This is a genomic window from Microcystis aeruginosa NIES-4325 (assembly GCF_008974145.1).
In the GTDB taxonomy this organism is placed as follows: Bacteria; Cyanobacteriota; Cyanobacteriia; order Cyanobacteriales; family Microcystaceae; genus Microcystis; species Microcystis aeruginosa_G.
In genome coordinates, this window is record NZ_BJKP01000017.1 from 62,995 (window position 1) to 78,912 (window position 15,918).

Here is a 15,918-nt window from a genome sequence, read left to right on the forward strand (position 1 = left end):
GTTACTTTTATTAGCTATAAATCTCGATTAAACCATTAATTTAATCTTAGTTGATCAGCCCATGAGCCAGAAAAATGAGACCGTCACCCTGCTTTTAGCCCTGCTGATTACCCTAATATTTTTTGGGGCAGGTGGTTGGTGGTTATACAATCGTTTTCAAGGAAAAAATACCCCAACCAATCTTTCTAAAATCGAGAAAATATCACCGGAGCAAAAATCGGTATCGGCACAAGCAAAATTTAGTCAAGGGGAAAACTTATTAATAGTTGAAGGGGCTTCTTCCGATAAACAAGCTGCTATACAGGCACTCGGCAAAGGAGACTTTCAGCAAGCAGTTTACCTCCTAGAAAAATCCCTGCGAGCTAATCAAAATGATCCCGAAGCTCTCATCTACTTAAATAACGCCCGTATTGGTGAAGCTAAGTCCTATACTATCGCCGTTTCCGTGCCAATTGGTAGCAATGTCAACACCGCCCTAGAAGTTTTACGAGGAGTTGCCCAATCTCAAAATCAAATCAATCAAACCGGAGGAATTAATGGCATTCCTTTAAAAGTTATCATTGCTGATGATGCTGATAGTCCTGAAATTGCTGCTCAAATTGCCCAAAAATTAGCGGCTGACAACAGCATTTTAGGAGTAGTAGGACACACTAGCAGTGACACCTCTTTAGCGGCGGCTGCTATCTATCAAAAAGCAGGATTAGTAATGATTTCCCCCATCAGTACCTCAGTTAAACTCTCCAATTTTGGTGACTATATCTTTCGTTCTGTTCCCAGTGATTTTGTGGCGGCACGGGCATTAGCCGAATCTAGCTTACAAAAAATTCCTAACGTCAAGGCAGTGGTATTTTTTAACTCCCAAAGTAATTATAGTCAATCCCTAAAATCTGAATTTACCACCGCTTTAGGATTAGGAGGAGGTCAAGTGGTGAGTGAATTTGATCTATCTTCCCTCACTTTTACCCCTTCTAAAAGCCTCCAACAAGCTCAACAGGAGGGAGCAAATCTCATCGCCCTTCTTGGGGATAGTGGTACCCTAGATAAGGCTTTGCAGGTGGTTCAGATCAATGGTCAAAAATTACTGATTGTGGCGGGTGATGACGTTTATAGCCCCAAAACTCTGGATGTAGGCGGAAAAAATGCCCTTGGCATGATTGTCGCTGTCGCTTGGCATTTGGCGGCTAATCCGAACAGTCCTTTTGTGAATAATTCCCGCCAATTGTGGCAAGGAGACGTAAATTGGCGCACAGCTACGGCCTATGACGCTACCCAGGCTTTAATCGCTGGAATTAAGGCAGAATCTAGCCGAGAGGGAGTTCAACAGGCGTTAAGAAGCAGTAATTTTTCCGTTCCCGGGGCGACTAATCCAGTGCGATTTTTACCCTCTGGCGATCGCAATCAATCTGTACAATTAGTGGTAGTTCAACCCGGTTCTCGTTCTAGTTTTGGGGTGGATTTTGTGCCAATTTCTCGATAAAATGACAACTAAATCAAGATGAATTATATGTTAGAAACTCCCCCTAAATATTCAGTTCTCGGGTTACCGGTTCATCTTCTCGATAACTACAGTCGTTGGTTAATAGATCGCGCCTATCAAGGTTTTGGTTCCCACGTTGTCACTCTTAATGCAGAAATGGCAATGTTAGGGGAAAATGATGCCAAAGTAGCCCAAGTTATTCGAGAAGCAGATTTAGTTATTCCCGACGGTGCTGGGATTGTTATTTACTTAAAATTAAGGGGCAAAAAACAAACCCGCTGCCCCGGTATTGAATTATCAGAATCCTTAATTACTGAGTTAGGAATGCAGGGAGAGAGTTCTCCTATTGCTTTTTTTGGTGGTAAACCAGGGATTACAGAAAAAGCGGCAAGTAATTGGCAGAAAAAGATACCTAATATCCGTATTCTGGCTAATCATGGTTATCTATCCTCCGAGGAAATGTCCGATTGGATTGAGGTATTAAAAGATCAACAACCGCGCTTAATTTTAGTTGGTTTGGGAGTACCCCGACAGGAATATTGGATTAGGGAACATCGCAATCTCTGTCCCCAAGCTATCTGGGTAGGTGTGGGGGGGAGTTTTGATATCTGGTCCGGGACAAAAATCCGCGCCCCTCGCTTTTTCTGTGACAATAATTTAGAGTGGTTGTATCGACTCTATCAGGAACCTTGGCGCTGGAAAAGAATGTTAGCTTTACCTAAATTTTTCTGGCGATCACTTTTTTATTCCTAGTAATAGTTATTATAAATTCTTTTCGATAAAGGCAATCACTTGCTCTAATCCTTCTCGTGTTTTTAAGTTGGTGAAGATAAAGGGTTTATCCCCGCGCATCTTTTTGGCATCTCTATCCATCACCCCTAAATCTGCCCCCACCATCGGGGCTAAATCTATTTTATTAATTACCAATAGATCCGATTTGGTGATACCCGGTCCACCTTTGCGAGGGATTTTATCTCCAGCTGCTACGTCAATCACATAGATGGTTAAATCTACTAATTCGGGGCTAAAGGTTGCCGCTAAATTGTCGCCACCACTTTCCAGAAAAATTAGCTTTAAGTTAGCAAATTTTCTCTCTAACTGTTCAATGGCAACTAAGTTAATTGAGGCATCCTCGCGAATAGCTGTATGGGGACATCCTCCCGTTTCTACCCCTAAAATTCTTTCTGGGGCTAAAGCTTGTGATCGCACTAAAAATTGGGCATCTTCTTGAGTATAAATGTCATTGGTGACTACGGCGATCGGATATTGATCCCGCAAATTTTTACACAGGGCATCGAGCAGGGCTGTTTTTCCTGAACCCACCGGACCGGCAATTCCCACGCGCAAGCAAGACATAGTTTTTTCGGGAAAAAGTGAAAAGGAACGGGTTAAAAATTTTGGGGCTATCCGATAGAAAAAAGAGGGGTTCGCAGGGCGACAAGGATTCCCATTATAATAAAAGGTTAACACAAATCTGAGAATTTGTCAAGCCCTTTTGCCAATAAATTTGGGGAAATTATCGGCAAAAAGATCACCAAAAGTCAGTGATTTGGTAGCCAAAATCCGTTAACATCTGCCTAAATAGTGGTAAACTTAAACCGATAACATTACTGTGACATCCCTCTAATCTTTCCACGAATAGACCCCCCTTTCCTTCTAGGGCAAAACAGCCGGCACATTTAAGGGGTTCTTCGGTGTCAACGTAGGCAATAATTGTTTCATCGCTGATATTGGCAAAGTGAACTTTAGTGATCCCACAACGAGTCAAGGTTTGATTATTAACTCGATCTATTAAAGCATGACCTGTATAGAGTACACCCACCTGACCGCGCATTTTTTGCCAACGATCGATCGCTTCTGATTTATCCTTGGGTTTGCCATAGACTTCCCCCGCTACTTCTAAGACGGAATCACAACCAAGAATTAATCCTGTATCAAATTGGGGGGCGATCGTTTGCGCTTTACATTGGGCTAAAGTTTGGACAAGATGGAGAGTATCATCAGCATTAATTGTCGATTCATCAAAGTTACTTACCCGCACAATCGGATCGATTCCCACCATTTGTAAAAGTTTTTTGCGCGCGGGAGAAGCGGAAGCAAGAATCAAGGGTATGGACATAAGTTTTAAAGGAAAAAGTAAAAAAGTTAGGTAGGGTGGGTTAGGCAATGACAAATTATGAGAATTAATTATTAATTTATCTATTTGCCGTAACCCACCATCAGTTATCATGTTTTTAGCTATTTATGCTAGGAATTATCAGGATTTTTGCGGGGAAAATAACGATCTAAAATCTCAACCATGCGTGATTCTCTTTCTTCATTGTTAAATCGATTGTAAAAGTCTGACTGAACCTCATAAAAATCTGACATCGATCGAGTTAATTGTCCTAGCAGTTGATCAAGTCCCCGTCTGTCTTTTTCCCATTCTTTTTTAGACTCAGCAAGACTATTAGTTAACGCTTCGATTGATTTGGCGTTAGAATTAGCGATCGCTGTAGTTTCTTTTAATCCCTGATTGGTTTCCTGTAGTCCTAATCTAATCTCCTGTAGTCCTGATTTAATCTCCCGTAGTTCTGTTAGGGTATTTTCAGCAAGAGCTCCGAGTCTATCTAGTCTATTTTCTTCCGAGTTACTCATATTCAGTTATCAGTTATCAGTTACCAGTTATCAGTTACCAGTTACCACACTCCACGGCTCTCTTATCCTTTGTGTGATAAGTTTAACTTATATAGTATATAGTAGCGATCAGTCTTTGTGTTCTTTGTGTCTCTGTAGTTCGTTCCACTCACTGATCACTGATTACTGTTCACTGAAAATCCCCTATTTCCCTAACTAACCGAGAAAGAATCAACGATAGTTTCAAAGAGTTCTTGAATTTGCGTCCAACGTTTTTGGGAAGTGGAAAGATTAAAAGAATAGAGTTTATGATTATTAACCGTGACGCTGGCCAGATTATGACGTTCTTGGCCGTTGGCTAATTTAACTTGATATTCGAGGATATAATAATCTTGGCCGTCGATTTGATGGGATTCTGAGCGAATTAATTCTACTTCCTTATCGAGATTGGGGTTAAGACTATTATTTTTCAGGAGACGATAGCCAACTTCCGAGGCTGTCCCTAAATCTGTTAAAGTTTTATTGTCGGGGACGGGGTTAATAATAACGCTTAAATTTTCGCTCGTTTCGATCAGGTCATGAAAAACCACATCTACTCCTGCAACTTTTTTCACATCCACCTGCGTCCAACCCTTAGGATATAAGAATTGATAGCCTTGGCTGCCGCTGGTGTATCCTTGCAGTCCAGCGATGGGAGTTGCACAAGCGGTGAAAAGGAGGGTGGTGATCAGGAGGAAAGTCGCCAAAAGAGATTTAATCATGATATTTTGACCTGTGAGTAGGGCTGTTTAATTTTACCTTGAATTGTTTAGGTGAAGGGATTATGAGAATTAAGAAAAAATTGACAATTATTATGGCTATAGCGACTTTTTTACTGACTGTCTCTCCCCTAAGCGCTCAAAACCCCGCTAACCCTGTGAAAGCTGTAGAATTTTATAATCGGGGGGTGGATCGTTTAACCGCAGGGGATTACTCAGGGGCGATCGCCGATTTTACTCAAGCTCTACAATTAGAACCGAAGGATGCCGATGCTTATTATAATCGCGGCTACGCAGAATTAGTTCTCGGCCAGTACGAGCGAGCGATCGCAGATTATACCCATGCCTTGACAATCAACTCTAATTATGTTAATGCCCTCGGTAATCGTTGTTATGCCTATTATCTGACGAAAAAATACGAGGCAGCCGTGGATGATTGCACAAAAGCGATCGCTTTAAACGGAAATTTTGCTGATTTCTTTATTTATCGCGGTAATGCTAAGGATGACTTAGGTAAACACCTAGAAGCGATCGAGGATTACACAAAAGCTTTGAGTTTACAGGGAACCAGAGGACAGGATCGCATTTTCTATAATCGCGCCCTGGCCTATAACCGAGCCGGACAGCAGGAAATGGCTTTAAGGGACTATGATGAGAGTCTGAAAATCAATGCTAATTTTGCCGAAGCGTACCACAATCGGGGTTTAACCTATTATAAATTGGGAAACAGGGAAAAAGCGATCGCTGATTTAGAAGCGGCTGCCCGTCTAGCGTTATCTCAGGGTAAACAGGGTACTGCGGCTAAGTCTCAGTCAGCAGCGGCATTAATTCAGGGTCAAAAGCCTTAAAATAGGGAGTAGTTGTGATATTAGCGGTAAAGAGGAGTGAAAGAGGCTAAATCGCAACTACGAGGGACTAAATTTTAGCCAGCTTGAGATGCGTAAAAAGCGACGGCCAACAGTCCACCGACAAGTGTGATCGCAGCAACACCCCAGAAAATATAATTACGTTGTTGCGATTTAGTGGGGGGATCCGCTTGATAAACTTTCGGTTCGGCTGCGAAATTATTTAAGCGTCCACCTTCTTCGTTTGTATAAGGCATAATCAAAACCTCAAATATGACAATTTTTCAGGAAAAAAATCCTCTTATTACAATCGTACAACATATCAGTAACCAAGTCGGGGATGCTTGGAATTCCAGCGGGGATAACAATTTTTAGTCTTGGGGTAACTGCTGGACTCTGCTACTTTTATTGGCGATCGCACTTCCAATGATTGAAACCGCAAAAACAACTTAAAAAAGCCAATCACTTGACTAAATTAGCTGTTTAATTAGGGCTTGCTAAATAATGGTAAAACCCTTTTAAAATAAGGCTTTTGACCTGTTAAAATCCGATGCTAGTACCGGAAAATAGGATTGAGACCTTCAAAAACCTTGCATCATCCTTCTTTTAGTACAAAAACTGGTACTAAAAAGTAGGGCAACAAAGCCTGAAACTCCTGCCTGCTGCCCCCGTTCGACAAAAGCTCACGCCGAAGTATCACAGCCGAAACCTGCCGATCTCCTGACCCCACCCTAGGCCTTTTTCAGCAAACCCTAATTAAAACTTCCTACAGAAGCCTAGTCTTGTAAAATAGCCAGAGGCAAAGGCCATCCTTACCCAATTCCTTAAAACTAGGTAATTCTTTCTTTTTCTCTTGACCGTTTTCTGTGTCGTAATAGGTATTTAACCAAGATTGTTTAAGTTTGCCGATAATCTCAGTTTTAGCGGTCAGGATGCTCCCCCACAGCAGGAATCAAAACTATAATTAGAATCATTAAACCCCAACCATAACCCCGCCTCGACCACCGATAGCCGATAACCGATCGCTAAACATGGATCCATCTTTCGCCCTTACCCTGCAAATTGTCATCACTGTGGTGGCAGGGATTACAGCCCAAGTCATTGCCGAATACCTGAAAGTTCCCAGTATTGTCTTCCTGCTTATTTTTGGGATTGCCTTAGGGTCCGATGGTTGGGAAATTTTACACCCCCAAAGTCTGGGAATTGGCTTAGAAGTCCTTGTTGCTCTCTCTGTGGCGATTATCCTATTTGAAGGCGGTTTAAGCCTAAGCGGACGGGAATTAGGGCGAGTTTCTGGCAGTTTACGCAATCTTGTCACCCTCGGTACTTCCATCACTCTCATCGGTGGCGGTATGGCAGCCCACTGGTTGGGGGAATTTCCCTGGCCGATCGCTTTTCTTTACGCTTCTTTAGTGGTAGTAACCGGTCCGACAGTGATCGGGCCTTTGCTGAAGCAAGTAGCCGTGGATCGACGGGTGGCGACGCTTTTGGAAGGGGAAGGGGTATTAATCGACCCTGTGGGCGCAATTTTAGCCGTAGTGGTGCTAAATACGATTATTGATAGTCATTCCCGCCCCATGGCAATTATCACCGGTTTAACCTTGCGTTTAGGTATCGGGGCGGCGATCGGCATTGCTGGAGGGGGATTGTTAAGTTTTATTATAAAAACTTGCAATTTTTTGACTTTTGAGCTAAAGAATCTTGTGGTTTTAGCGGGAGTCTGGGGATTATTTGGTTTATCGCAATTTAGTCGCAGTGAATCGGGGTTAATGGCGGTGGTAATGGCGGGAATTGTGCTAAAAGCGGCGGCAGTTCCCGATGAGCGGTTATTAAGACGTTTTAAGGGTCAATTAACCACTCTTTGCGTGTCGGTACTGTTTATTTTACTAGCGGCGGATCTTTCGATCGCCAGTGTCATCGCTTTGGGTTGGGGCAGCGTCCTGACCGTGTTAGTCTTGATGCTGGTGGTACGTCCCCTGAGTGTGGCTTTGTGTACCCTAAAAAGTGACCTAAATTGGCGACATAAGTTATTTATCGCTTGGGTTGCCCCTAGGGGAATCGTTTCTGCTTCCGTAGCTTCTTTATTTGCCATTTTACTCACCCGCGCCGGTATTAATGGCGGTGAGGCAATCAAAGCTTTAGTCTTTTTAACAATTTTAATGACCGTTTTTATTCAGGGATTAACGGCGCGTTGGGTGGCAAAAGGGCTAAAAATCACTTCTTCTGCGGCAACAGGGGCAGTAATCGTCGGTTGTAATCCCCTAGGTCGCTTAATCGGTTCTTTATTCCAAGAACAAGGGGAAAACGTGGTTTTAATCGATACGGATGCCGCAGCCTGTCAGCAAGCAAAAGAAGAGGGTTTGACGGTGCTGCAGAGTAGCGCACTTGATACAAAAATACTGCAAGAAGCGGGCATCGAATCCATGGGGACTTTTCTGGTTTTGACTAATAATAGCGAGGTTAATCTGGTTTTAGCCCAAAGAGCCGGGGAGGAATTTCATCCTCCCCGGGTGTTGGCTGCCTTTGCGGGAACCCCCAACCCAGATAAAAATAAGGTTAATCAGGTTTTTCTCCCCAGTTTTTCGGTCAAGGAATGGAATCAGTATTTAGACGATAATCAGATTAAATTGGGTAAAACTATCTTTAAAGCCGATGATTTGAGCGAACAACAGACCAGATTAACTAAATTAATCGAAAATGGCGAACTGCTGCCCCTACTATTGCGTCGCGATAATTCCCTACAGGTAGTCACAGAAAGGGAAGAATGGCGCACAGGAGACGAATTAATCTATATTCTGCGCGATTTACGCCCGCAACTGCTTAAACGTCTTTCTGGCACTGTCAGAACCCGTTTATCTTTAGAAATCTTACCCGAAGTGGAAATCGCCACCAGTAGATAAGTAATAGGACAAAATTAACTTCTTGGTGAGGATAGGCACTCTGGCAGCTTAACTTAGCTAAAAAAAACGGTACACTGATAACTGATAATTGATAAATGATCACTGCTTATGCCTCCCCGTTGGCCCCGTCAACCCGACCGCAAAAACGATCCCGCTTTCCGACGTTTAGATGATCGCATGAATTTCGCCGTTCATGTGGCGGGTTTTTTAGCGATTAATTCAGGGTTGTGGTTTTTTCATATCATTAAATTCTCCGATTGGACTTGGTTAAATCTGTTCACGGGAATTTGGGCTATTCTATTGGTAGGACATTTGATTTATATAGCGGCGATCGCTAACTACTCGGTAACATCCCATGGCTAACACAACTCAGGACATCGAAAATCTGGCGGCCCAAATCGGCGACAATATCTACATTGACGTGGCTAAATGGCATCTCTATCTCCGGGAAGCCCATTTACACAGCGTCGTTGCCGAAAAAGTCTTCCCTTTGCTCGAAAACGACAGTTTAAGCGAGAATGCAGTCATGTCTATCCTGCGGGAGATAAAAGTCACCCTCGGAGGTGGTCATCTGCAAGTTTCCCTAGCGGATTTATTACCCAGCAAATGTCAGATAGATTTAATCGATTTGCTGGAAGAATACCAAAAAAGTTGCTAAAATTCCCAAATAGTGTGCCTGATAACTCGCAGACTAGGACTAACAGGCTAAAGTAGTTAGAAATAGTCCCCCAGAAGCAAACCATGGAAATAGGCGTTCCCAAAGAGATTAAAGATCAAGAGTTTCGCGTCGGTTTAAGTCCCAGTAGTGTGCGTGTACTCAATGATCGCGGTCATAGGGTATTTGTGGAAACGGCCGCCGGGTTGGGTGCCGGATTCAGCGATGAGGATTACGAAAAAGCCGGGGCCAAAATTGTGGAAAAAGCGGCCCAAGTTTGGGATAAACCGCTAGTTGTCAAGGTAAAAGAGCCGCTTAAGGCAGAATACGGCTTTTTAAACAAGGAAGCTCTCCTATTCACCTATTTACACCTAGCGGCCGAGCGCTATTTAACGGAAGCATTAATCGAGTCGGGAACAACTGCGATCGCTTATGAAACGGTCGAGCTTGCCGATGGTCGTTTGCCTCTCTTGACTCCCATGAGTGTTATTGCCGGTCGTCTTTCGGTACAATTTGGGGCCCGCTATCTGGAAAAACAACAGGGAGGTAGAGGAGTTTTACTGGGGGGTTTCCCCGGGGTGAGTCCTGGACAAGTGGTTATCCTTGGCGGTGGTGTGGTGGGTACGGAAGCGGCCAGAATTGCCATCGGTATGGGCGCAAAAGTGACTATTTTAGATATTAACGTCGAGCGCTTGGCCTATTTAGAAACTTTATTCGGTTCTAGGGTAGAATTGCTTTATAGTAGCCCGGCACAATTAGAAGATGTGGTTCCTAAGGCCGATTTATTGATTGGAGCAGTGCTAGTCTTAGGAAAACGAGCGCCGACTCTAGTTTCTCGCTCTTTAGTCGCCAAAATGAACCCTGGTTCTGTAATTGTCGATGTGGCGGTGGACCAAGGGGGCTGCGTGGAAACTCTGCGGGCCACTTCCCACAGTCAACCGACTTACTTGGAGTCGGGAGTAGTACATTATGGGGTGCCTAATATGCCTGGAGCAGTACCCTGGACGGCAACCCAAGCTTTAAATAATAGTACCCTACCCTACGTTATTAAATTAGCCGACCATGGGTTAAAAGCCTTGGATCAAGATGTTTCCCTCGCTAAGGGGTTAAATGTCGCCAATCATCGGTTAATTCATCCAGCAGTGCGCGAAGTTTTTCCCGATTTGATTTGAGCAGTAATTTCAGGGCTGATGGTGGTATTTTTTAGGGGTTATGACTAAGAATTTATGGACAAGGGATGAGCTGCTGATCGCTCTCAATTTATACTATAAATTTCCCTATGGACAATTCCACACCAATAATCCTGTTATTATCGAAGTCGCTGAAAAGTTACGGCGAACACCATCGGCCCTGGTGATGAAATTATGTAATTTTGGTTCTCTCGATCCCAGACATCAATTGCGAGGAGTACAGGGGTTAAAAGGTATCAGTAAAGCTGATCGGCAAATCTGGCAGGAGTTCGAGGATAACTGGACAGAATTAGCCCTAGAAAGTGAGGAAAAATTACAAGTTCTTTTAGGGGTTATCAACGAGCAGCAAGAGGATTTTACTAGACTTAATTTTTCAGAAAATATCAAAACAGAAACCGAGGCAATCAGAAAAGTTAGAATCGGACAAAACTTTTTTAGAAAGACAATTTTAGCCCTATATAACTATCGTTGCTGTATTACAGGAAATCCCATTCCTCTGTTATTAACAGCTAGTCATATATTACCCTGGAGTCAATTTCCCGAACAACGTTTAAACCCTCATAATGGCCTTTGCCTAGCTCGTACTCATGATACTGCTTTCGATCGAGGTTTAATTAGTTTCGATGAGGATTTAAGATTAATTATTGGTCACGAGATCGAAAAAAAGGCTCAGGATCAAGGTAGCGAGACGTTAGAACTAAATTTTATCAACTATCGCGGTAAAACTTTAAATGTTCCCGATCGCTTTTTACCGGATTTGGATTTTTTAAACTATCATCGCTATCATATATTTCAGGGCTAAAAATAGGATAAGGTAAATTAAATTCTCAATTGCATTACTTTGTTTATAATTGAGTTTGTCTAAAACACTTTTGCAATTATGGAATTTAATGACTATGCTGTTTTTGTCAGCTTGTATGTAAAGTTTTATCTAAGGATTCAACATTTCTGACCTATGCAGTTATCTATATTTTTCTCAAAAATAGGGAAATCAATAATATTGATCAACATATTTATATAACTAATAAAAAATCTGCTGTTCGAGGATTTGAAAATATATCCACTATTAAATTGGGTGATGGAGAACAACAAAAACCAGATTGTGATTTGATCATTTATTCTTACCATACTTCTGCAAATATAAGTGATGGTAATAATCAAGAAATACCCTATCCTAAATGTATAATTTTATCGTTAAAAACTTCTTTGCGAGAAAGAGCATCGCAAACCTATAAATGGAAACTTTTGTTAGAAATAGCTAATGATCATGGTTCTAAAATTAAGGAAAAATACGGCATTAACTATAATGTTCCAGAAATTCCTCTTATCTGTTTTGTTACAGTTAATTTTTACAACGAAATTAACAATCCTCAACAACGAGGAATGTTAAATTTTTTTGATAAAGCATTTTTGTCCAAAAAATTAGATAATGAAAAAGAGACAGATTTAAATAGACAAAAATCCCAAGATTTTATTAGTCCCTTATCAGAATTAGTAGATTTTGTTAGAGACTTTTTTAAGCCATAATTGGACAAAATTAGCCCTAGAAAGTATGGAATTTAATCTGCTGAATGTGGGCTGTAATACTAAATCCAGTTACTAAAGACTGATTATCTATTCCCCCTTTTGCCTCTTGCCGTTCGGCTGTCCTAATATGTAGCCTATACTCAACGGATTGGCTCTCTTATTCTTTGTGTGACCAGTTTAACTTACTATAGAAGCGATCAATCTTTGTGTCCTCTGTGTCTGGAGTGGTTTCTTCCACTCGGTCTCGCGTTGCGACCGCCAGCAGGACTGTATCTTAGAATACATTTTACCCACCAAACCTAAGAGAGCCAACGGATTTAGTGTTATGTCTGATTTACGTCAATACGCCCCAGCAACAGAACGCAATCGTCAGCCGATTTTGGAAGTTCTCAGCCAATTTTTACCGAAGACTGGCAATATCTTGGAAATATCCAGCGGCACGGGTGAACACGCTGTTTTTTTTGCTCCTCGTCTTGCTCCTTGTCGTTGGATTCCCTCCGATTGTAACCCTCTGGCTCTAGATAGTATTCGCAGTTGGTGCGATTATTGTCCTAGTTCTAATCTCGATCGCCCCCTATTTATCGATGTTCATCAGTCAGTTTGGGCGGTAGAGAGGGAAAATATCGCCATTAATGCCATTGTTAATATTAACATGATTCATATTGCTCCTTGGTCAGCTTGTTTAGCTTTAATGGCAGGAGCAAATCGAATTCTTAATCCAGGGGGAATCCTCTATCTTTATGGTCCCTATAAACGACAGGGCAAACATACTTCTCCTAGTAATGAAAGCTTTGATTTTTCTCTCCGTTCTCAAAACCCCAGTTGGGGAGTTAGGAATTTAGAAGATGTGGTGCAAGAAGCCAGCGTTCGAGGTTTACAATTGTTAGAAGTAATTCCTATGCCAGCTAATAATCTCTCGGTTTTATTTCAATTGCTTTAACATGGCAATTATCAGTAATCAGTAATCAGTGGCTTTGAGTAAGCCATCAAGAGATATTTATCAGAAAAGTCGTCATCAAGTTAGAGTTTTAAGGACTGATTTGAGCAAATTATTTTTATTGGTAAATATTTTATACACTTTTTACCAGATAAGCAAGAGGGCTACGGCACTACTACCAAATCATTGCCCAATCTCTAAGTCTAAAGCTTGGGCAATTTGTTCTACACTTAATCCTAAGACCGATAAACGGGGAATAGAGTTTAATTTAGCGGATAATTCTCCTTCCTCTAAAATAGCTTGATAGATGACGGATTCTCTCATGATGTCACTCCGAAGGATTTTTTTAGTCGTCTCTCGATTGTAATTGCTCGATCGCATCGGGAGATAAATCGGTAAATCGAGCGATTTCTGAGATAGAAAAACCAGCAGATAGCATTTTTAGGGCGATTTGTCGAGCTTTTTCCTCTTTGCCTTCTTGCAATCCTTCTTGTCGTCCTTCTTGTCGTCCCTTTTCCTCGCCTTCCTCTCTGCCTTCTTCTAAAATATCTTGATAGATGACGGATTCTCTCATAATGTCACTCCGAAGGATTTTTTTGATCGTCTCTCGATTTAATACTAACCCGGCGAGAATACTGGTAGCGGCAGCGAGATTGCTTTGCACCTGTTTTTGGGAGATAGTTTCTAAAGAACGGGACACCTGACTTAACACCTGTTCGGGGTCATCGGTATTGCTGAGGACGGCAAAGGGTAATAAACCGGGATGATGAAAAAATTGTGGTGTATTTTCTTCCCAAAGACGGATAACTTGGAAGGAATGAAAAGTTTCCCCCAGACGGAAGGTATTTTCTCGCACGAGGGGAGAGTCGCTGCGTCGCAGATAAATTACCACTTGACGCATTTGTTTTTGGGGATGACGACGATAGACGCGAATGCGATAATCGAGCATTCGGAAAGGAATTTTGGAGTCGGGGTCGGTTTGAAATTCAGTATGGAGAATTAATTCCTCTGACTGCAAAAAAATCAGAGAATCGGCACGAATGGGGTCTAATTGTAGTTCTGTCGGGTCGAGGACGGTTAAGGAGAGGGGAGAACCCAATAACCAAGAGGCTAGATCATCGGAGAAGTTTTCGGCGATAAATTTACAAATATTATCAAACATTGTCAGGGATTACTTTCCGTTTCTCCTAGGATACCCTCGATCGCCGGTGTTGACATCCTGTATTCGCCGTAACTGTTGCCGAAGAGAATAGTAGCGCAGAATACATTATAGACAAAATTCAATTCTAACCATAGACTAAAATCTTCTCAGAAATTTCTTGACAATTACTAGAAGAAGGACTAGGTTACAATCAGTTAAATTTTACGAAGTTTTATGTCATTAGCCAAGCTTATCAATCACGGGGGGGGGGAGAAGCATAGCTTATCAAAGGCTCTGCTCAAATCCTTTTCCCTAGCCACGGTTTTTACCACTACCCTTGTGCTGAGTTCGGTATCTTCCGCCGAAGCTTTCACTACTTTCACTAATCGCACCGCTTGGCAAGCTGCCGTCGATGCCATCGCTGGCAGTGTCACCACCACCGATACTTTTACCAACAACATCGCCTCTGCTCAAACAATAACACTGGATTCGGGCATCGTTTCGGCGAATTCCTCTCCACCCGCAGTTGCGTTTGGGGATAATAGCGTTAGTGGAGGATTTTTCAACAATGCCACTGATGGAGATGCGGGTAATGCTTCCGCAACTATCACTTGGACTTTTCCCTCACCTGTGTTTGCCTTCGGAGCGGATTTTACAAGTGCTAATGCTGGCGGGCTAAACCTAACGGGAAATTTCGATGGTACAGGAAACCAAACTCTGCTTGTGAATGACAGTATCGGCGGAGAAAACGGCTTTCTGGGCATTATTGGTAACGCAAACTTTAGCTCGATCGTCTTTGGGAATAATATAACTACGACAGATACCTTCTTCATCGATAGCGCTTCTTTTGCCTCTGTTGCCTCTGTTCCCGTCGCAGTTCCTGAACCTGGTATGATCACAGGATTGGTGTTCTTAGGTGGTGGTTTAGTGGTGCGTTGCCTCGCTAAACGTCGTTAACCGCGCTTGGGGTGGGGAGATAAGCCAAATTTTGCCAATTCCCCACCCTTTGCGGTTAAAAGCTTTAATTGCGCTGCTGTCTTTGTAATTGCTCGATAGTTGCGGGGGATAAATCGGTAAATTGGGCGATTTCTGCGATAGGAAAGCCAGGAGATAGCATTTTTAGGGCAATTTGTCGAGCTTTTTCCTCTTTGCCTTCCTCTTTGCCTTCCTCTAAAGCTTCTTGATAGACTTTAGTTTCCCTTAAATCACTTAAACTAAACATTTTTTCAATCTCCTTACGGTTTAATTTGGGCAATTTATAAATGAGAATTGTCTCAATTAATTCTAGAATGTCATCTCTTTTTAAAGACTCCTGGAATTGTTGTCTAACTTGTTGAATCTAAGGCTTTTTTCTTTAATTTAACCATTGCTGCAAATCTTCTAAATCCGAAAACCCCAACAACGCAAGAGCTAAATTATCCAATTGATTAGGATTTAACTGTTTAATTTTTTGTTCTAGCTTTAAAGGAATAGAACCGAGTTTTAAGTTTAGCTGACGCAAAATTAGGCTTTTTTTAGCGGATAATTCTCCTTCCTCCAAAGCTTCTTGATAGACTTTAGTTTCCCTTAAATCACTTAAACTAAACATTTTTTCAATCTCCTTACGGTTTAATTTGGGCAATTTATAAATGAGAATTGTCTCGATTAATTCTAGAATGTCCTCTCTTTTTAAAGACTCCTGAAATTGTTGTCTAACTTGTTGAATCAGTTCTTTTCCTTGAGCTAAGGTATTTTGTTCCGATTCCACAATTAATTGTAACACTTTTACCCCCAGAGAATCCCCCTCATCTAACTGATTCAGATAATAACAGTTAACCCGGCCTGACTCAAAGAATTCTTGATAACGAGATTTGGGACTATTTTCAATTTCCC

At 42.0% G+C, this 15,918-nt stretch carries 20 protein-coding genes and 1 pseudogene; 11 read left to right on the forward strand and 10 right to left on the reverse strand.

Features of this window, described 5'->3' with window-relative positions:
- The first annotated feature begins 61 nt into the window (after positions 1-61).
- Complete coding sequence (locus MiAbW_RS11340) at positions 62-1,477, forward strand: ABC transporter substrate-binding protein (RefSeq protein ID WP_151696209.1); 1,416 nt, start codon at positions 62-64, stop codon at positions 1,475-1,477.
- Between the two features lie 27 nt (positions 1,478-1,504).
- Positions 1,505-2,230 (forward strand): WecB/TagA/CpsF family glycosyltransferase, encoded by a 726-nt coding sequence (locus MiAbW_RS11345; protein ID WP_151696210.1) that lies wholly within the window; start codon positions 1,505-1,507, stop codon positions 2,228-2,230.
- Between the two features lie 9 nt (positions 2,231-2,239).
- Here MiAbW_RS11345 and ureG read toward each other — a convergent pair whose 3' ends face one another.
- The 4 genes from ureG to psbP form a co-directional block, all read right to left on the reverse strand.
- Positions 2,240-2,833 carry an urease accessory protein UreG gene (gene ureG / locus MiAbW_RS11350; protein ID WP_002789156.1) on the reverse strand — a complete coding sequence of 198 codons (594 nt, stop codon included), beginning with the start codon at positions 2,831-2,833 and terminating at the stop codon, positions 2,240-2,242.
- A gap of 175 nt (positions 2,834-3,008) precedes the next feature.
- Complete coding sequence (locus tag MiAbW_RS11355) at positions 3,009-3,596, reverse strand: Maf family protein (protein WP_151696211.1); 588 nt, start codon at positions 3,594-3,596, stop codon at positions 3,009-3,011.
- Positions 3,597-3,724: 128 nt separating this feature from the next.
- Entirely contained in the window at positions 3,725-4,114 is a 390-nt protein-coding gene (locus MiAbW_RS11360) for a hypothetical protein (RefSeq protein WP_151696212.1), read from the reverse strand.
- A 191-nt stretch (positions 4,115-4,305) separates the two neighbouring features.
- Positions 4,306-4,854 carry a photosystem II reaction center PsbP gene (gene psbP, locus MiAbW_RS11365; protein WP_151696213.1) on the reverse strand — a complete coding sequence of 183 codons (549 nt, stop codon included), beginning with the start codon at positions 4,852-4,854 and terminating at the stop codon, positions 4,306-4,308.
- 62 nt (positions 4,855-4,916) lie between these two features.
- Between psbP and MiAbW_RS11370 the strand changes: the two genes are divergently transcribed.
- Complete coding sequence (locus MiAbW_RS11370; protein WP_151696214.1) at positions 4,917-5,699, forward strand: tetratricopeptide repeat protein; 783 nt, start codon at positions 4,917-4,919, stop codon at positions 5,697-5,699.
- A gap of 74 nt (positions 5,700-5,773) precedes the next feature.
- On the opposite strand, the gene psb34 is transcribed toward MiAbW_RS11370, so the two are convergent.
- Complete coding sequence (psb34, locus tag MiAbW_RS11375; RefSeq protein WP_002740432.1) at positions 5,774-5,953, reverse strand: photosystem II assembly protein Psb34; 180 nt, start codon at positions 5,951-5,953, stop codon at positions 5,774-5,776.
- 774 nt (positions 5,954-6,727) lie between these two features.
- On the opposite strand from psb34, the gene MiAbW_RS11385 reads away from it, so the two are divergent.
- The 7 genes from MiAbW_RS11385 (at position 6,728) to MiAbW_RS11415 (ending at position 12,908) form a co-directional block, all read left to right on the forward strand.
- Positions 6,728-8,596, forward strand: a complete 1,869-nt coding sequence (locus MiAbW_RS11385) for a cation:proton antiporter (protein WP_151696215.1) — start codon at positions 6,728-6,730, stop codon at positions 8,594-8,596.
- 108 nt (positions 8,597-8,704) lie between these two features.
- Positions 8,705-8,959: a hypothetical protein gene (locus MiAbW_RS11390; protein ID WP_002761850.1), complete on the forward strand. Its 255-nt coding sequence runs from the start codon at positions 8,705-8,707 to the stop codon at positions 8,957-8,959.
- Complete coding sequence (locus MiAbW_RS11395; protein WP_046661531.1) at positions 8,952-9,254, forward strand: DUF3181 family protein; 303 nt, start codon at positions 8,952-8,954, stop codon at positions 9,252-9,254. The genes MiAbW_RS11390 and MiAbW_RS11395 overlap by 8 nt, the downstream gene beginning before the upstream one ends.
- Before the next feature lie 83 nt (positions 9,255-9,337).
- Positions 9,338-10,423 (forward strand): alanine dehydrogenase, encoded by a 1,086-nt coding sequence (ald, locus tag MiAbW_RS11400; RefSeq protein ID WP_151696216.1) that lies wholly within the window; start codon positions 9,338-9,340, stop codon positions 10,421-10,423.
- A 40-nt stretch (positions 10,424-10,463) separates the two neighbouring features.
- Complete coding sequence (locus tag MiAbW_RS11405) at positions 10,464-11,243, forward strand: HNH endonuclease (protein WP_151696217.1); 780 nt, start codon at positions 10,464-10,466, stop codon at positions 11,241-11,243.
- Between the two features lie 269 nt (positions 11,244-11,512).
- A complete protein-coding gene (locus MiAbW_RS11410) occupies positions 11,513-11,968 on the forward strand; it encodes a BsaWI family type II restriction enzyme (RefSeq protein ID WP_238707254.1) in 456 nt (151 codons plus the stop codon).
- A 325-nt stretch (positions 11,969-12,293) separates the two neighbouring features.
- Positions 12,294-12,908: a DUF938 domain-containing protein gene (locus MiAbW_RS11415; protein ID WP_151696218.1), complete on the forward strand. Its 615-nt coding sequence runs from the start codon at positions 12,294-12,296 to the stop codon at positions 12,906-12,908.
- A 180-nt stretch (positions 12,909-13,088) separates the two neighbouring features.
- Here the strand turns inward: MiAbW_RS11415 and MiAbW_RS11420 are convergent, their stop codons facing one another.
- Positions 13,089-13,229 carry a hypothetical protein gene (locus MiAbW_RS11420; protein ID WP_172967364.1) on the reverse strand — a complete coding sequence of 47 codons (141 nt, stop codon included), beginning with the start codon at positions 13,227-13,229 and terminating at the stop codon, positions 13,089-13,091.
- Positions 13,230-13,251: 22 nt separating this feature from the next.
- Positions 13,252-14,067 carry an Rpn family recombination-promoting nuclease/putative transposase gene (locus tag MiAbW_RS11425; protein WP_151696220.1) on the reverse strand — a complete coding sequence of 272 codons (816 nt, stop codon included), beginning with the start codon at positions 14,065-14,067 and terminating at the stop codon, positions 13,252-13,254.
- 213 nt (positions 14,068-14,280) lie between these two features.
- On the opposite strand from MiAbW_RS11425, the gene MiAbW_RS11430 reads away from it, so the two are divergent.
- Positions 14,281-15,003 (forward strand): PEP-CTERM sorting domain-containing protein, encoded by a 723-nt coding sequence (locus MiAbW_RS11430; protein ID WP_151696221.1) that lies wholly within the window; start codon positions 14,281-14,283, stop codon positions 15,001-15,003.
- 64 nt (positions 15,004-15,067) lie between these two features.
- On the opposite strand, the gene MiAbW_RS20075 is transcribed toward MiAbW_RS11430, so the two are convergent.
- The 3 genes and pseudogenes from MiAbW_RS20075 to MiAbW_RS11440 form a co-directional block, all read right to left on the reverse strand.
- Positions 15,068-15,268, reverse strand: coding sequence for a hypothetical protein (locus MiAbW_RS20075; protein ID WP_238707255.1), 201 nt, complete (start codon positions 15,266-15,268; stop codon positions 15,068-15,070).
- A 6-nt stretch (positions 15,269-15,274) separates the two neighbouring features.
- Positions 15,275-15,385 (reverse strand): annotated as a pseudogene (locus MiAbW_RS20470) (DUF2887 domain-containing protein); the annotation flags it as partial.
- A gap of 15 nt (positions 15,386-15,400) precedes the next feature.
- On the reverse strand, positions 15,401-15,918 hold a 518-nt coding region (locus tag MiAbW_RS11440), incomplete at its 5' end, for a DUF2887 domain-containing protein (RefSeq protein ID WP_151696222.1).

Bases quoted from the DNA above. Each gene is read 5' to 3' on its own strand.
- MiAbW_RS11340 (WP_151696209.1), top strand. From the start codon at position 62: ATGAGCCAGAAAAATGAGACCGTCACCCTGCTTTTAGCCCTGCTGATT.
- MiAbW_RS11345 (WP_151696210.1), top strand. From the start codon at position 1,505: ATGTTAGAAACTCCCCCTAAATATTCAGTTCTCGGGTTACCGGTTCAT.
- ureG (WP_002789156.1), bottom strand. From the start codon at position 2,833: ATGTCTTGCTTGCGCGTGGGAATTGCCGGTCCGGTGGGTTCAGGAAAA.
- MiAbW_RS11355 (WP_151696211.1), bottom strand. From the start codon at position 3,596: ATGTCCATACCCTTGATTCTTGCTTCCGCTTCTCCCGCGCGCAAAAAA.
- MiAbW_RS11360 (WP_151696212.1), bottom strand. From the start codon at position 4,114: ATGAGTAACTCGGAAGAAAATAGACTAGATAGACTCGGAGCTCTTGCT.
- psbP (WP_151696213.1), bottom strand. From the start codon at position 4,854: ATGATTAAATCTCTTTTGGCGACTTTCCTCCTGATCACCACCCTCCTT.
- MiAbW_RS11370 (WP_151696214.1), top strand. From the start codon at position 4,917: ATGAGAATTAAGAAAAAATTGACAATTATTATGGCTATAGCGACTTTT.
- psb34 (WP_002740432.1), bottom strand. From the start codon at position 5,953: ATGCCTTATACAAACGAAGAAGGTGGACGCTTAAATAATTTCGCAGCC.
- MiAbW_RS11385 (WP_151696215.1), top strand. From the start codon at position 6,728: ATGGATCCATCTTTCGCCCTTACCCTGCAAATTGTCATCACTGTGGTG.
- MiAbW_RS11390 (WP_002761850.1), top strand. From the start codon at position 8,705: ATGCCTCCCCGTTGGCCCCGTCAACCCGACCGCAAAAACGATCCCGCT.
- MiAbW_RS11395 (WP_046661531.1), top strand. From the start codon at position 8,952: ATGGCTAACACAACTCAGGACATCGAAAATCTGGCGGCCCAAATCGGC.
- ald (WP_151696216.1), top strand. From the start codon at position 9,338: ATGGAAATAGGCGTTCCCAAAGAGATTAAAGATCAAGAGTTTCGCGTC.
- MiAbW_RS11405 (WP_151696217.1), top strand. From the start codon at position 10,464: ATGACTAAGAATTTATGGACAAGGGATGAGCTGCTGATCGCTCTCAAT.
- MiAbW_RS11415 (WP_151696218.1), top strand. From the start codon at position 12,294: ATGTCTGATTTACGTCAATACGCCCCAGCAACAGAACGCAATCGTCAG.
- MiAbW_RS11420 (WP_172967364.1), bottom strand. From the start codon at position 13,229: ATGAGAGAATCCGTCATCTATCAAGCTATTTTAGAGGAAGGAGAATTA.
- MiAbW_RS11425 (WP_151696220.1), bottom strand. From the start codon at position 14,067: ATGTTTGATAATATTTGTAAATTTATCGCCGAAAACTTCTCCGATGAT.
- MiAbW_RS11430 (WP_151696221.1), top strand. From the start codon at position 14,281: ATGTCATTAGCCAAGCTTATCAATCACGGGGGGGGGGAGAAGCATAGC.
- MiAbW_RS20075 (WP_238707255.1), bottom strand. From the start codon at position 15,268: ATGTTTAGTTTAAGTGATTTAAGGGAAACTAAAGTCTATCAAGAAGCT.